Consider the following 16,131-nt stretch of genomic DNA (forward strand, 5'->3'; position numbering starts at 1 on the left):
ATGTATGGTTTAAAAAGCCGAATTAATGTTTTAGGTAAAGCCATGATATCCAAAGACGTTATAGATTCATTTTTATAGTACGGCCATACTAAACAGTTTCATTAACCACATCAATGCAAATGATTCCATATAAATGAATGATTTCTGTGATATTTGGCTAACAAAAAAGCCAGTTATAAACATAACTGGCTCTTATGGTTTTTGGTGATTTATTAAGCTAACTTAGCTTTTAACTTAACTTAAATCAGTCTTGTCTGGCGAATAGTGCAGAATCGCCATTGAAGCTGGAGATAACAGCATTTCACCTTCAGCATGACCTGGTTTTACATTTCGTAGGTTCGTATCGCAAATAGTCACCCAGTTTTGATCACGGTCACTAGGTAAAGAAAAACGCGCCGGTGCGTTGGTTTGGTTGATTAGATAAATCAACTCGTCACCATCTTTACCAATACCTAAATGCAACGCAACCGAGCTTAAACGGTTCCAATCATCATGTTCCATGAGAGTGCCATCGACACGGCTCCAGAAGATGCGGTTAGAGTTACGCTTCTCGCCACTGAATGCCTTAATAAAAGGCACCATGTATTGCTGACGTGCGGAGATCATCTCAGACAGCCAAGTCTTGAAGTAAGTCTTACGCTCTGAATCTTCCCAGTTCAGCCAGCTGGTTACGCCGTCTTGGCAGTAAGCGTTGTTGTTACCCTTTTGAGTATGAGATAGCACATCAGCCGTCAAAATATGCGGAATACCAAAGGCGAACAGCAGGCTTGCCATGAAGTTACGCTTCTGTTTTTCACGTGTTGCGACGACCAAGAGGTTCTCGGTTTCGCCTTCAACGCCATAGTTTTCAGAGCGATTGTCGCCGTGTCCATCACGGTTGTTCTCACCATTCTCTTCGTTGTGCTTATGCTTGTAAGAAACAAGATCCTGCATGGTGAAGCCATCGTGATAAGTGATGTAGTTGACGGTTAATTTGTACGGCCAATGAGCAGCACTGTAGATATCACGCGATCCCATCAAGCGAGTTGCAAACTCTTTCAGATAGCCTTGATCACCGCGCCAGAAGCTGCGTGTAATGTCTCTGAGCTTGTCGTTACACTCATTCCAACCTAAAGGAAAATTACCGACTTGGTAGCCATTCGGGCCGATGTCCCAAGGTTCTGCAATTAACTTAGTTTCTTTAAGTACAGGATCTTGAGCAACGGCTTTGAAAAAAGCGGCCTCAGGATTGTAATTATCGCCTTCACGGCCTAGCGTTGCTGCTAAATCAAAGCGGAAGCCATCAACTTTAAACTCATTAACCCAATAGCGAAGCGTATCCATCACTAAGTTGAGTGCTGGCTGGTGGGTTAGGTCGACCGTATTACCGCAACCAGTAAAGTTCGCGTAATGACAACCATGTTTAATGTAGTAGCGACTATCCAGTGCTTTTAGGTTGAAGGTTGTACCACCTTCACCGCCTTCTGCCGTGTGGTTGTAAACCACGTCAAGAATGACTTCAATACCATTACGGTGTAGCTCGCGAACTGCTGTCTTTAGCTCGGTCACGGCATCTTTCTCTGCATAGCGAGGGTCTGGCACCATGAACAGGTATGGGTTGTAACCCCAATAGTTCACTTTCCCCATATCTAGCAGATGAGGTTCATGCATACATGCAGCAATCGGTAAAAGTTGTAAAGAGTTGATATTTTGCTGTTTGTAGAACGCTAGCATTTCAGGGCTAACCAAGCCCATGTAACGACCTTTGGTGTTGGTCGCCATCTCTGGATGAAGCTGAGAGAGGCCTTTTACATGGGTTTCAAAAAGAACGGTATCTTCTCGGCTGATACGTGGCTTTTCTACGTCTTGCCAATCGAAGGTGTCATCAACAACAAGACATTTTGCCATCGAAAAGCTCTTTTCATGGCTATATGGCGTGACGTAGTTGAGTGGTTCGCTGATTGCTTTCGCATAGGGGTCGGACAGCAGGATCGGGCCTTCATCAGTTTCAGCAAGGAAACCGTATTTTTGTCCTGCTTTTATTCCGTCGATGAACACATATCGAATATCAGCGTATTCATTTTCCAATTTATAAGTGGTGAACTCATCGTTCTCGTCAAAGAGTGCGAGGGAAAGTGATTTACAGTCAGGAGAATAAATTGAGAAGTTGCAGCCAGTGTTACCTAGCGTTGCGCCTAGTGGATAAGGGCGAGCGAGCGTTCTAGTCATTGCTTGATTTCTTGTTCGTTTATCGACATCAGTGAACTATAAGTAAAAAGCTTTGTCACAATAAGGTCAAGCAACTTCACAGATTAATTACGGTTAAAAAAATAATTCATCGATGAAGTTCAAATTATATATTTGAACTAGATCGCACTTATATCGAATAATTAGATCTGTGTGCTGTCTACTCCTCCTAGATTAAGTGATCTACCTCTTTAAAATACCGTTCTGTATATTTTCTACTCCCCTCTAGTCCCCCTTAATTAACTTAGGGGTGGAGGAAGTCAAACTTGTCATCCCCTCTTAATATTGACCCCGTTGAAACGAATCAGGGGAAACCCTAAACCTCTCTATCTTACGTCCGCCATAACTGCCTTTGGTTGCCGCAAGAGAGCAAAAATATAAAAACCTAAAATAAATCGTCCTTAATGGAGTTAAGAATGAAAAAAGTAAGTTTGATTGCTGCTGCAGTGGCAACTACATTAGCTGCTGGCTCTGCGTTCGCTGTAGATTTTAATGGCTACATGCGTGCTGGTACTGGTATTAGCGGAAATGATGGTGGTGACGTTTCATTCATGAAGAATGGTATTGGCCGTCTAGGTAATGAAAACGACAACTATTCTGAGTTTGGCCTGGCTGAAGAATTAAAAACTGGCGAGCAAACTTGGCGTTTAGAGTCAATGATTGCTTCTGGTGCTGATGGCGCAAATGGTTGGGAAGACGGTGACTTTAACGTTGCTCAGTTTGCTGTTAAAGCAACTGGCGTCCTTTCTTTTGATGAGGAAGCGACACTTTGGGCTGGTAAAACATACTACCAACGTAAAGACATCCACATTACTGACTTCTACTTCCTAAATACATCTGGTACTGGTGGCGGTATCGAAAACATTTCAGTTGGTAACCAAAAACTTTCTTTAGCAATTATTCAAGATGGCGAAGATGAGAACGGTGCTGGTTACATGGCTGATGCTCGCCTAGCGAATATCGGTTTATGGGAAGATGCTAGTTTAGAGCTTGGTGTTGTTTACAACTTCGGTACTGAAAACAAGAATGGCAAATACGATGGTGATGATGGTCTACTTGCTACAGGTATTATCCACCAAAACATGAGCAACGGTTTTAACCAAACAGTTGTTCAGCTAGGTACTGCTGGTTACGGCGTTCAAATGGCTAACTTCTGGGGCTCTGGTGCTTACTATGATCGCTCTGGTGCTCAAGATGATGGTTTTGGTTACCGTATTCTTAACTGGGGTGTAATGAACCTAGGCGAATCTTGGGAAATGGGTCACCAACTTGCATACCTAGCAGGTTCAGACCTAGGTGTTGATAAGCATGATTCAAGCCAATACTCTATCGTGGCTCGTCCAATGTATAAGTGGAACGACACAATGCGTACTATCTTCGAAGCTGGCTATAACGCTGGTGAAGTAGACAACGTTGACTTTGGTGGTGCTAAATTTACTGTTGCTCAAGCATGGGCAATGGGTGACAGCTTCTGGGCTCGTCCTGAAATCCGCGTATACGGTAGCTACCTAATGGATCTAGAAGGTGATTCATTCGGCGAAGTGAAAGATGCGAGCGGAGATGTAACAGCTAAAGGTGCTGACAACGACTTCGTTGTTGGTATCCAAGTTGAAGCTTGGTGGTAAGCCACTTAGCTTAAAATCCTAAACTGTCCTAATTCATAGCCGGCTTACGTCGGCTATTTTTTTAAGGAATGTACGATTAGTAAAAAGGTTTCCTAGGTTAATTATTTTCGTTATGGTAATTAACTAAGTAAATTTCTTAAAAAAATAAAAATAAGGAAGAACTATGTATTTTCGCGCTCTGATGTTGAGTGGTTGTGTTGCATTGGCTGGTTGCCAATCTGCGCAAGTAGTAGAGCAAGTGCAAGTTGCACAAGCTGAACAAGTTAACTCGATTGCTGGTCTTCAATTTGCTCCTATGAAGCTACCAAGCTCGGCAATTTTTGATGTGACACCAAATAGCCAAGTATTAAATTACCAAGGAATAAACAGTCCTGTAGTGGCGATTGAACTACCTGCAGACCGCGGTGAGTATTCGATTAATATCACGAGCATTATCGGTGACACAGCGTTTGTGCCAAATGCGGTCATCTATGACGAAAACGGTCGAGAGCTAGAGCGTTATGGTAAAGAGAGCTTCGAATACGCAAAACCAAGACTACACTTGGGGAACCGCCTCGTTGCTGATAACGATTTTTACCCACCGACAACAGCAAAATCAGTTTATTTAGTTATCTATACAGAGCAAGAAGATCTTGGTGGTTTTACTGATGTCATTCACCCTGCACGTTTAGATGCGGAAGGCCGCGGTAATTATTTACCTGAAGTGAAAGATATCCCGATTCCAAATGCTAACGTTGGTAAAATAGAAGTTACAATCGATAAAGCGAGCTTCTTCTCAATTGGTTCATCGAACAGTGAATCTAATGCCAAACCAGCGGCTGCTAAGATAGATATCATTCAACCAGAAACACAAACTTACTATCACAATGCAATTCAAACGGCAGTAAGTGAAGATAATATTCCGAAAGCTCTGAGCTTATTAGATGAAGCAAAAGCACTTGGTATTGAAGGTGCACAAGAAGCCTTTGTGCGAGCCGTCAACGCCAAGTAATATAGATAAAGGGTTCCTTTAAAAGTGCAATGCTTGTAAGTTAAGCATCGGTTAGCATCTTCTAAGGAACCCTATCGAATACCGCTTTAATGTATATGCTTTTTATTTGCAATGTTCAGCAACTTTCTCGCCTAAAGGGACTTCTGTATTTTCGCATTTTGATACGTGACCAGTAGTCGTTTCCCCTGCTTTATCCGTTTCCATATATTGATCAACATTACCGTTGCTTTCAAGTGTTTGCAGTGCCTGTTTGTGCGCGGCATTTTCAGCTTGTATTTGTTGCGTTGTTGCAGTGCTAGGAGTATGTGCCAGGGCGCGAGCAGCGTCGGTAGATTCTACAAGATCAGTGGTATTAGCCAAAGCCATCCCGCCCATCAATGCTGTAGTCACGATGCCCATTTGGATGGTTTTGATGATATGTTTACGGTTCATGGAAGTTTTCCTAATCAAAATTTAACGACACCGCAAACAACTGCGGTGTTTTGCTGTTGATAGAATATTACATCGAGAATTGAATGTATTTTAATCGTAATTGTAGGGCGTAACCCTTCAAAAAAGGCTGCCAGGATTAATTCTGTTCACTTAAGGGAGAGCGGCATTCCTACTATGATATATCGTTAAGATTTGGTTTTAACGGTTCTAAGGAATATCCTTTCCCTTTAGTTCTAAGTTTTCAGCCATGTAATCGAATGTAGGGGCTATAAAGTATGGTTGGAAATGCCCCGAATTTTAATGGGCGATGCAGTTGTTTATTATTTGCTTAAATCTGCTGGGTTCAATAGTTGTAAAAAAGGGAGACTGACGTCTCCCAAAGGCTAGCTTTCGCTTGTTTTATTATCTGTTACTTGAACCTAAGCTTGGAGCTTAATTCTTAGTGACAGATACCACAGCTTTGTCTACATTGTCGTCAAGCTCGTGAATGGCATTCAAGGTGAAGGTGTAGCTGCCCGCTTCCGTTACGCTCAATTGGCAATTGCCACCTGTGCCAATATCGATTGACCCGCTTGCAAGCTCTACAGAATCGCAACCAAAGTTAGGTGATACCCAATCAGCATCAGCAAACTTGAAGCCATAGTTACCCGCTTCCAAGTTGCCTGTCACAGAATAAACACCATTAGCGACAAAGCTCATTGCCCAATCATCCGTTGCGCCCCATCCATTCATGTCACCTTTAACGTAGACGGTTGTTTGACCGTACGGAGGAATGCTAGATACATCCTTGTCTGAGTTATCAACCGGCAAACCAGCGCCTTGAGCACCGTTTTGTGCTTGTACAAACACAGCTGTCGTTAGTGCAGGGACTGTGAAGGTTTCAGCGGCGAAGCTTGCACCTTTCACTGTGTCGTCAGCCGAGTTTTGTTGAACGTCATGAAGTGTAAAGCCGGTTGCTCCTGTGATTTTGAATGATTGAGATTTATTAGTTGAGTTTACAACTGCCACAATCGCATCATTTGCAGGGTCAAGATCGTCGCCCGCAGACACGCCATCATCGATCGACATGACAATCAGGCCTTCGACTTGATCTTCGCCAACGTTACGGAAGTCGACACGCTTCATAACTTCGTCAGCTGTATCTAAGCGGAACAGTTCGCTTGAGCTACGGATCTTTAATAGCTCTAGGAATTGCTGCTTAGTCAGCTCAATGTCGTCTGAGTCTGGTTTAGCCGCGCTGTCAGCAATGATTGTTTTGATCAGATCCCAGTTGGCACCATCTTTATCTTCACGAGGTAAGCCAACATTCCAGTTGTTGTCCGTCCCATCAAACATGACGCGGTTGTACCAGTCACCAGAATCGTAAGAATCGCGCTGCATAGACTTAGATCGTAGCAGTTCAGAACCCATATGGATGAATGGTATGCCTTGGCCTAACATCACGGTAGAGAGTGATACAGACTGCATGCGAGCACGCTCTGCAGAGCTAGTACCAGTGGCGATTTTGTAAGCGTTGTTATCCCAAAGCGTTTGGTTATCATGCTTCGATACGTAAGAAATGTTCTCTGAAGGCATCTTGGTGTAACCAGCTGGCGCGCCGTTGTAATCAACGTTTTTACCCAATTTGGTATCGCCTTTGTAATCAATCAGTACGTATTCTGCGAGGTTACCTGCCATCCCCAAACGAACAAGGTCTTGGTTATGTAAACGACCATTGATCGAATCTTGATCAACTTTGGTTTCTTCATTGGCAATCGCTGCGTTACCAAAGCCTTGGTTAAAGCGAAGTGGGTGGTTGCCTGCTGAATCGACGCCACCGTCGAACGGACTACCACCACGAACGGCGTCACGCAAACGGTCTGAGAATGTACCGATCTCAGTACCTGCCATATTGATTTGGTTTGCTTGATCGAAGCGGGCGTTGTTGGCGACTTCACCAAAGTCCCAGCCTTCCCCGTAGAACAGAGTATTCGGGTCGATTTTGCGCACTTCTTCCAATGCTTCGACCATTACATCTTTTGGCTGGTGGCCCATCAAGTCAAAACGGAAACCATCCACTTTGTAGTCGTCAGCCCACACCTTAAGTGAGTCGACCATCAATTTACCCATCATCAGGTTTTCGGTCGCAGTGTTGTCACAACAAGTCGAGTTTTCTACGCCACCAGTGTTGACGTTAAGACGGTGATAGTACCCAGGGACAATCTTATCCAGTACCGACTTATCGTTCACACCAGACGCGTTGGTGTGGTTGTATACCACGTCCATGATCAGCTTAAGATCCATGTCGTGCGTGGCTTTGACCATCTGACGGAATTCGAGAATACGCTGAGAACCATTAGGATCGGTCGCGTAACTTCCTTCAGGAACCGTGTAATGGAATGGGTCGTAGCCCCAGTTGAAACTGTCGAGCATACGCAGGTCGTTCATTAGCGCTTGCGCATCGCCTGTTGAAGGGTCATAACCATCGAGTACATCTTCGATGACTTTATTTTCGTCTTCGTTTCCACATAAGGTAGCAGTCGGTTTTACATCACACAGTTTGCCAACGGTGTCGGTGATATCAACACGGCTGGCGGTATCTTCATCAACGGTAGCGATATCAAATGCCGGTAAGATATGCAGCGTGGTTAAACCTGCTTCTTGCAGAGCTTGTAGGTGCTTGACCGACTCACGATCGGCTTCTGTGAGAGCGAGGTACTTGCCGTTCAGACTTGCTGTGCCGAGCTTATCGCTGAAGCTAAAGTCACGAAGGTGTGATTCGTAAAGTACATGATCTTCGTCTTTTTTAACGGTTGGTCGTACGTAGTCGTCCCAGTTCGTTGGTTTCAACGTTGAATCATTCAGGTCGATGACTTGAGAGTATGCCGAATTCTTCGATAAGCTGAGAGAGTATGGGTCTGTCACTAGGCGAGTTTCTATATTGCCAGTGGTTGGATGGTAAACCTTCACTTGGTAGCGATAGTAACTGTTGACTGCATTAGACACGGCATCAGTCGCCCAAATACCTGTCTCAGTGTTTTCCGTCATCGGGATGACTTGTGAGGTCTGGAGATCTTCGCTGTACAGGACGAGTTCTACATCTTGAGCTGTTGGTGCCCAAAGCTTGAAGGTAGCGGCACTGCCTTCAACAATCGCACCTAATTCTTCTCTCATTGCATTACCAGCATCTTCGCTAGCAAATACTGCATCAAGCACTCCAGGTTTTTGAACCTCAGTTGAAGAGGTAACATCGCCATTGGCATTGTAAGCAACAAGAATTATCTGAGATTTTAAAATAGTGCGAAGTGTGCTGTCGTCAACGTCGATAGCCATGGCAGGTAAGCTTGCAAGGTGGCGGAAACGCTCTTTCAATTCAGAAGACAGCTCTCCGTCTTTGCTTAGTTCAATTGCAGTTCCACCGACAATCTCTTTGTCATCGTTCATTGTGATGCTGTTGTCTAGTGCATAGAAAAGCTTCACAGAGTCTGCATTGCTAGCCGCTTCCCAACCAATTGTGGTTGCATCTAGCCAGTGTGCTTTTTGACCATCAATATTGACTGGTCGCTCTGAAATAGGGTCGTAGTACAACTCGCTGCTGCCATGGAACCCGAATACACCTTGTGAATCGCCAAGCTTAGTTAGATCGATTTTAGAATTGGCACTGCCAAACGCTTTTTCGTCGCCATTATGTAAGATGAAGTTCATGCATTTATGTGGGTCAGAAGCATCAGGATCGACTTTCAACACATAGTAAGCACCGTAAGTATCGCTGATACCATCATATTCGTAAGGGCTGTTCCAGTCGGTTCCGGTTTCACTTAATCCCATGCCGACTAAATCTGTGCTGGTACAGCCTTCACCATTCCAAAGGTGCAGCCCCCAACCGTCGTAAGTTGAGCCAGATGAGCTGGCAGCGGCAACATCGCGTTTGTAGTAAATAACGACTTCGTTTTCAGCTGCAGGGTATAAACCACTGTTGCCAGGGGCTGTACCGTTGTCGCTATCATTATCACTACCACAACCCGCGATCAAAGTAGCGGTGAAGAGCGGTAACATTGCTTTGGCCAATGTAGAGCGTTTGAAGCTCTTCTTTTTGGTATTGTTGAAGGTATTTCGTAGAGAGATAATTTTATTAATATTTATGTTGTTCACGTTTTGATATCCATATTTCACTTTTTATGAAGATGAATATCCTAGCTTTAACCAAGGTCAACTATTTGTGATGGCAATGTATAAAGTTATTTTAAATTCGTAAATATAGGAAACCTAGTGTCAATATCACGCTTTGTATTTGGTTATTGTTAAATTAATTGGATCAATGACTCATTTGCATAATATCAATAATGTAAGGCGTAGAGGCTAGGCGTAGTTAATAAGGATGAGAGCTCATCCTTATTATTGTGAGTAATATATCGAATTGAGAGAGTGTTAATTTAATTTGGAAATTAAGTTATTTATCAATTAGCTAAAAGCGAGCTGTTCGGTAATTTATATTGATAGGTATATCATCCATTTAAGGATAACACCCAAGCCAAAGACGCCAGCGGTTTCAATTCAATATTAAAACTGCCAACACTGTTCTCAATGTCGAGCACTTGTTGCGCTATGCCTTCAATATATTCATTGAGTATGTAACGACCATCAACTAATTTGAGTTTTTGGATTACATCACTTGGAATCTTTAAGTGAATATTTTCAGTGGTATGTTGGCTGAAATTAGCTGCAACAATGGTTAGCTCTTGGTGGTCAGAGCGCAGAAATGCGTAGACTGAATCACTTAAGTTACAGCACTGGTGTAAGTCTTGGTAATCACCTGTTATCGATGAGTGCTCTAGCGAAAAGTTCATTACCTTTTGATAGAAGTGACGCAGCTGCTTTTCGTTTTCGTCTAATAGCCCGCCATCGAATGCGCCGTGGTTCATCCACTTTTGGTGTTGTGGGACTCCGATGTAGTCAAATATGGAAGTTCGTGAGGGTTGTCCAAAGCCAGCGTTCTCCGCACCGGGTTCGCCGACTTCTTGCCCAAAGTAGATCATGGTTGGAGAGCTGCTCAATAGAGCGCTAACTAGCATCGCAGGCTTTGCGATATGTGGATTGCCTACAAACTCTGGTGAGGCGATTCGTTGCTCGTCATGGTTATCCAAAAAATGCAGCATATGATGTTCAATGTCGTGCATTTGATGTTGGATTTCAGGGATGATTGCCGTTGAAGCCTTGCCTTGCATGATGGCTTTGAGGCCGTCGTACAGATCTACCTTGTCATAGAGGTAGTCCATCTTGCCTAAGTGAATGTATTCACGGTACAAGTCCGGCTGATACACCTCTGCCATCAGAAAGGCATCGTGGTTTTTCATCTTTATTGATGAGTTGAGGTAGCTCCAAAACTCAACTGGCACCATTTCAGCCATGTCGTAACGGAATCCATCAATGCCTTTGTCTAACCAGAACAAGGCGATGTCTCGGAATTTAATCCAAGAGTCTGGCACATCCACGCCTTCCCAGAAGTGGTAATGGTCTAGGTGGTCACGCTGTACATAGCCTTTGGGTAGCTTAGGGAAATCTTTTGAACCGTCTGGTCGCATGCCATAATTGATTTTCACCGTTTCATACCAATCATCGAAACTAGGCTTGGCTAAACGTGAGCCGTTACCTGTCCATTTGGCGGGCGTCTCTATAAACGGGGAGTTTAGGTTGGGATGCTGTTCACCACCTAGCGGCGTAAAGGCGGGCTCTATGTCTGGCAATTCAAAGGTGCTGTTGGGAATGTAGTAGAAGTTATTGTCTTTGTGGTATTCCAGCGTTGTGTCATCTTGAGCGCCGAAGTCACTGACACCTTCTGGGTTGTTTAAGCCTTTATAATGACGCGCAACGTGATTCGGTACGATATCGATAATCACTTTTAAACCATTGTCGTGACTTCTTTTGATTAGTGCCTCGAACTCCTCTAGTCGGCATTCAGGGTTGTCTGCGAGATCTGGGTTTACGGAATAGTAGTCTTTGACGGCATATGGTGATCCCGCACGGCCTTTTACCACGCTAGGGTGATCGTCTGAAATACCAAGGTGCTTGTAGTCATTGATGAGCGCATGATGTGGCACTCCGGTATACCAAATATGAGTCATACCGAGTTTGCGGATTTCAGACAGCGCTTTGTCGGTAAAATCACTGAACTTACCGACGCCATTTTGCTCGATTGTGCCCCATGGAACATGTTGGGTGTTTTTATTGCCAAATAAACGCGTAAAAACTTGGTAGATGGCGTACTTTTGGTTGTACATATTTATAATTCCTTTAACTTCCATCATGTTATGTAGGGATGAAAGGGCTTGTTTATTCTTTGCAGGCTAACCGAATTACAATATGCCTTACTCATCCTTATCAAAATCTACAGGGCGTAATTGCTACAGTATGTGAGCTGTTGCTCAAAAGGAGTCATGTTGTCTTCATCTATTCAAATCGTTATCACTTATTTGGTTCTGGTGGCGGTGTCTGTGTTGTTTGCGGAAAGTTCTAAAGCGCTGTTGGTGTGGTATTTGGTTATCGGTTTCGTGACGTTTTTTGTGTACGCGAAGGACAAGCGAGCAGCGATCAATGGCAATTGGCGTGTGCCAGAGAAAACCCTGCATACTTTTTCTATTGCTGGTGGCTGGTTAGGGGCGTTGATAGCTCAAGAGAAGTTGCGTCATAAAACGCAGAAGCAGCCGTTCAGATCTATCTATTGGCTGACAGTGGTAATTAATGTAGCGGCGTTTGCGTGGACGTTAACCCCAAGCGGGCAGGCAACATTTGGGCGTTGGCTTAGCGAGGTTATTGGATACTTGTAATGATATTGATGGCTAGTAATCACTTACTAACCATCATAGAGAAGCTATCTGGTTACAACATCGGAATCGTTGAGGCTAGAAGTAAGCCTGCCATACCGTAGTTGAAGCTCTTGATGCGTACTGGTGTTGTTAACCAGTGTTGCAGTTGTTTGCCTGCTGCCGTCCAGAATGTGACTGACGGTAAGTTCGCTAGCGTGAAGATACCTGCGATGATCGCAAGCTCCCACCATGAACTGCCGCTGCTATACACTGAGAATGCAGTCAGCGCCATTGACCAACCTTTAGGGTTTACCCATTGAAAACTTGCTGCGCCGATGAAGGTCATTGGCTTATAAGCCTCGCTGCTTTTGGCTTTGCCGCTCAATGCTATCTTAATCGCAAGGTACACGAGGTAAGCAAGGCTTAGGTATTTCAAGATTTGGTGCGTCACAGGGTATGCGTTGAAAACGCCCATCAAGCCGAAACCAACCAGCAGTAACATGGCTGCAAACCCCAGAGCAATACCAAGCATGTGCGGAATAGTGCGGGCGAAGCCAACATTTGCTCCTGATGTCATGAGCATGATGTTATTTGGACCCGGCGTGAAGGTCGAGACAAACGCAAACAAGGCAAGTGCGCTAAGTTGTTCTAAAGGCATTATGGTTCTCCAGCAAAAAATGAACGAAGTGACTGACCGGTCATGACTTTCACGTGTTGAGAAACATAGTAGGTGGAAAGTGAGGCAATTATGTGCTTTTATTTCCTCAATTATCACTTAATGCACAATAATAAGTACTTATGGATAGATTTGACGAAAGGATATTGCAAGAGCTTAAATTGGACGGCAGAATCTCCAACATTGAGCTTTCAGAACGGATTGGCTTGTCGGCTTCTGCGACCTTAAGGCGCGTACAAGATCTCGAGCGTAAAGGTATCATTCAAGGTTACCGTGCAGTTCTGGATAATGGCCTGATGGGCGTTGGCTTTATTGCTTACGTTTCGATTGGTTTATCGAGCCACAGCAAAGCGGCTCAACTAGAGTTTGAACAGCATGTCAGTATGGAAAAAGAGGTGGTGGAGTGCCACAACATTACCGGTGCCAACGAGTACTTGCTAAGGGTAGAAACCAAAGATCTACCGGGCTATAAGAAGTTTCATGCCGATGTGCTTGGGGAATGTGCTCAGGTGCAATCTATTACGACTATGGTTGTGATGGATACCCCTAAAGACGAACGCTAGTCGAGTTTTATTTCAGGAGAGGCGCAGTGCCAAATACCAATCAGTTGTTATTGTTCTTAGATGTGGTTCAACAAGGGTCGTTTACCAAAGCGGCAACCTTGCACGATATGGACAACTCATCACTCTCTAAACAGATCAAAAAGCTCGAGCAAGATTTAGGTGTTCAGCTGCTTAACCGCTCTACACGCTCGTTTTCGTTGACGTCGGCCGGGGAAGATATTCTCGCACAAACCTATGTGCTGAAAGACACTATCAATCAGATCCAAGGAATTGCAGATTCATACCAGTCAGAGCCAAAAGGCGTGCTACGAATTACTTCACCGATCTATTTTGGGCAGCAATATCTGCAACCTATCATCACTCAGTTCATGAGAAAGTACCCAGATGTTCAGATCGTACTTTCACTAGACGATAAGATCGCCAACATCATTGCAGGGCAGTTTGATATCGCGTTTCGCTTCAGCAAGCTTGTTGAATCGAATTTGATTGCCAAGAAGATTGCCGACAGTAACTTTATGTTGGTCGCCTCGAACGACTTTGTGAAGCAGCATGGTGAACCTAAAACGCCACAAGATTTGCTCGTGTTACCCGCTGTGATTTATACCAATGGTGATATGACGGTCGATCATCTGAGAATCAGTGAAGAGCCGGGAGGAAATACTTTCCAGAGCCTGACGATTCGTGGCAACTATAAGGTGAGTGATGTTCGCACCATGGTCTCTTGCGTAAAAGATGGCTTAGGCTATGGCTTCCTTGACCAATCAAACCTGTATGCCTCAATGAAAGATCTGGGCTTGGTTACGTTGCTTCCAGATTACCCGATTTCTACAATCGATACTGCAATCTACGCTGTCTATCCGCACCGTAAGCAGACCAAACTGGTCAAAGAGTTTATTACGACGGTTCAAGACTATATCGGCTCTCCGACGATTTGGGAGAAGATGCAGCAAGGTTAGTTGTTTTTCTAATCGTTCAAACATAAAAAAAGGAGCCAGAACGTCGAACGATCTAGCTCCTTTTTATTCCTCTGGCTATAGCTGATTTACAATGTAAAGCTTAGCTATAGCTGACGTGAAAGGCTCTTGTGCACTAATGTCTATCAATGCTCATGAATCACTTCTTTACCACTTGGGTAGGCTTTTGAACCCAGTACATTACCGTCGACTTCTTTGCCATAATAACCTTGGTGGTTGTGGTAACGCTTAGCATTACCTGCAACATCACCCTTGTATCGTGGGTCTTGTGGGCGTTCATGACTGTTCACAAATGCGGCTACATCCCATGCATCCTGAATTGAAAGCTGTTGGCTCTTTCCAAGCGGCATATTTTCGTAGATGAAGTAAGCTGCTGTATTTACACGGTGCATACCTGCGCCCCAGTTATACGCATTTTCCCCCCACAGTGGTGGGAAGTATGAACGGCCGTCTGATCCTTTAATGCCTTCACCATTTTGACCATGACAGGTTTGGCAGTTGGTTTGGTAAACCTTTTCACCACGCGCTATCGATGGCTCTTGTTCAGGATTATCAATCTTAGGATAGCCACGCCCTGCCAACTTACTGCGGCCATCGATTGGGTATTTGCTTAACAGCTCTTCAGGGAGAGGGAAGCTTTCCGCTTTACCACCGACTTGTAAGTCGGCATCGCTAATCTCAGGAACGGGTGTATCTTGCATGCCGTTCTTGTCTAAGATGCCGCCCATCGCCAGCCAGTATGAATACGCCGTCAGTGCGACCATCTCTTTTGAACCCTCAGCCGGTGGCAGACCATTCATTGAGTAGGTGAAGCAACCTTGGATACGTTCTGCGTAGCTGTTTACCTTGTCATTCTTAGAACGATACGCAGGGTAGGCCATGTACGCACCCCAAAGAGGGGCAGCGTTAGGCTTCATGCCCGCTTGCATGTGGCAGTTGACACAGTTTTGTTCATTGCCGACGAACGTACCACGCATCTGTTGTGAATCGACAAACAGGGAATAGCCCAGTTTTACTTTGTCACCAAATTCCCCATCAGGAATATCTACCAAGTCGCGTGGCACCAGATATTTATTATCTTGTGGTTTTTCAACGGCGGGCAGTTCGGTTTGGCGATCGGGCAACTCACCTTCGGCATAAGCGATTCCAGAGGCAAGGGTTGCGGTAATTAGAAGTAATGTTTTCATGCGAGCCCTTTAGTATCGGAAAGAGGCGAAGTAGTAAGACAGGTTTTTGATCTCATCGTCGGTTAACTTGCCGGCGATATTACCCATCATGTTCAAATCATCACCCTTACGAGTGCCATTTTTCCAAGCGTTGAGCTGAGTTTGAATGTAGTCAGCATGCTGGCTTGCTAGGCGCGGGAATTTGTCCACGCCCATACCGCTTGGCCCATGACAGGTTGCACAGGCTGGAATGTTTCTATCCCAATCGCCTTGGAATACAAGTTTACGATAGGGGTTATCGATATCAGCCTGTGAGCCGCGCTGCTCTAAATCGGTAAATTCGTATGAAGGTAGTGATGCAAAGTATTCTGCGACCTCACGACGAACAGCGGGATCAGATACACCGTCAGCCATTCCCTTCATGATCGCGCTTTGACGCTCACCACTTGAGAACAGAACCAGTTGATGTTCTAGATAGTCAGCATTGAGCCCTGCAAGCATAGGGGCAATGTTGGGCATGCCTTTACCGTCGGCTTGATGGCAGCCGCTACAAGTTTCTGCGGCTTCTGGCATTGGATTGGGTGCTGCTTGTGCAAAAGCGGATAAAGAAAGGCTTCCTAGAGCAGCGATGCAAAGCGTTAGAGTTTGAGTTTTAATTGTCAGCTTAGTCATGAGGCGTCGCTATTGGTTGTAATG

At 44.7% G+C, this 16,131-nt stretch carries 12 protein-coding genes; 5 read left to right on the forward strand and 7 right to left on the reverse strand.

Translation table 11 applies throughout. The features are described from left to right. Nucleotides 1–234: 234 nt before the first annotated feature. The gene (gene glgX, locus AB6E51_RS06170; RefSeq protein ID WP_372057835.1) at nucleotides 235–2,208 is read right to left on the reverse strand and encodes a glycogen debranching protein GlgX; all 1,974 of its coding nucleotides are present in this window, start codon (nucleotides 2,206–2,208) and stop codon (nucleotides 235–237) included. A gap of 434 nt (nucleotides 2,209–2,642) precedes the next feature. Between glgX and lamB the strand changes: the two genes are divergently transcribed. Further along, nucleotides 2,643–3,851 (forward strand): maltoporin LamB, encoded by a 1,209-nt coding sequence (lamB, locus tag AB6E51_RS06175; RefSeq protein WP_102478861.1) that lies wholly within the window; start codon nucleotides 2,643–2,645, stop codon nucleotides 3,849–3,851. 163 nt (nucleotides 3,852–4,014) lie between these two features. Further along, nucleotides 4,015–4,842 carry a MalM family protein gene (locus AB6E51_RS06180; RefSeq protein ID WP_372057833.1) on the forward strand — a complete coding sequence of 276 codons (828 nt, stop codon included), beginning with the start codon at nucleotides 4,015–4,017 and terminating at the stop codon, nucleotides 4,840–4,842. A 102-nt stretch (nucleotides 4,843–4,944) separates the two neighbouring features. On the opposite strand, the gene AB6E51_RS06185 is transcribed toward AB6E51_RS06180, so the two are convergent. The 3 genes from AB6E51_RS06185 to AB6E51_RS06195 form a co-directional block, all read right to left on the reverse strand. Next, a complete protein-coding gene (locus AB6E51_RS06185; protein ID WP_017058851.1) occupies nucleotides 4,945–5,274 on the reverse strand; it encodes a hypothetical protein in 330 nt (109 codons plus the stop codon). 432 nt (nucleotides 5,275–5,706) lie between these two features. Beyond that, nucleotides 5,707–9,405 carry a pullulanase-type alpha-1,6-glucosidase gene (gene pulA, locus AB6E51_RS06190; RefSeq protein ID WP_372057832.1) on the reverse strand — a complete coding sequence of 1,233 codons (3,699 nt, stop codon included), beginning with the start codon at nucleotides 9,403–9,405 and terminating at the stop codon, nucleotides 5,707–5,709. Between the two features lie 353 nt (nucleotides 9,406–9,758). After that, the gene (locus AB6E51_RS06195) at nucleotides 9,759–11,531 is read right to left on the reverse strand and encodes an alpha-amylase family glycosyl hydrolase (RefSeq protein WP_372057830.1); all 1,773 of its coding nucleotides are present in this window, start codon (nucleotides 11,529–11,531) and stop codon (nucleotides 9,759–9,761) included. A gap of 156 nt (nucleotides 11,532–11,687) precedes the next feature. Here AB6E51_RS06195 and AB6E51_RS06200 point away from each other — a divergent pair, with 156 nt between their 5' ends. Then, nucleotides 11,688–12,077, forward strand: a complete 390-nt coding sequence (locus AB6E51_RS06200) for a DUF1294 domain-containing protein (RefSeq protein WP_372057829.1) — start codon at nucleotides 11,688–11,690, stop codon at nucleotides 12,075–12,077. Between the two features lie 52 nt (nucleotides 12,078–12,129). Here the strand turns inward: AB6E51_RS06200 and AB6E51_RS06205 are convergent, their stop codons facing one another. Then, the gene (locus tag AB6E51_RS06205; protein WP_004732137.1) at nucleotides 12,130–12,714 is read right to left on the reverse strand and encodes a LysE family translocator; all 585 of its coding nucleotides are present in this window, start codon (nucleotides 12,712–12,714) and stop codon (nucleotides 12,130–12,132) included. A 140-nt stretch (nucleotides 12,715–12,854) separates the two neighbouring features. Here AB6E51_RS06205 and AB6E51_RS06210 point away from each other — a divergent pair, with 140 nt between their 5' ends. Next, the gene (locus tag AB6E51_RS06210; protein ID WP_009845852.1) at nucleotides 12,855–13,295 is read left to right on the forward strand and encodes an Lrp/AsnC family transcriptional regulator; all 441 of its coding nucleotides are present in this window, start codon (nucleotides 12,855–12,857) and stop codon (nucleotides 13,293–13,295) included. Between the two features lie 26 nt (nucleotides 13,296–13,321). After that, nucleotides 13,322–14,251, forward strand: a complete 930-nt coding sequence (locus AB6E51_RS06215; protein ID WP_171732933.1) for a LysR substrate-binding domain-containing protein — start codon at nucleotides 13,322–13,324, stop codon at nucleotides 14,249–14,251. A 143-nt stretch (nucleotides 14,252–14,394) separates the two neighbouring features. Here the strand turns inward: AB6E51_RS06215 and AB6E51_RS06220 are convergent, their stop codons facing one another. Both AB6E51_RS06220 and AB6E51_RS06225 read right to left on the reverse strand, forming a co-directional pair. Further along, complete coding sequence (locus AB6E51_RS06220; protein WP_372057827.1) at nucleotides 14,395–15,456, reverse strand: c-type cytochrome; 1,062 nt, start codon at nucleotides 15,454–15,456, stop codon at nucleotides 14,395–14,397. Between the two features lie 9 nt (nucleotides 15,457–15,465). After that, complete coding sequence (locus AB6E51_RS06225; RefSeq protein WP_017064226.1) at nucleotides 15,466–16,107, reverse strand: c-type cytochrome; 642 nt, start codon at nucleotides 16,105–16,107, stop codon at nucleotides 15,466–15,468. Nucleotides 16,108–16,131 lie beyond the last annotated feature (24 nt).

It is taken from the genome of Vibrio sp. 10N.247.311.47 (assembly GCF_041467535.1).
GTDB lineage: Bacteria > Pseudomonadota > Gammaproteobacteria > Enterobacterales > Vibrionaceae > Vibrio > Vibrio crassostreae_C.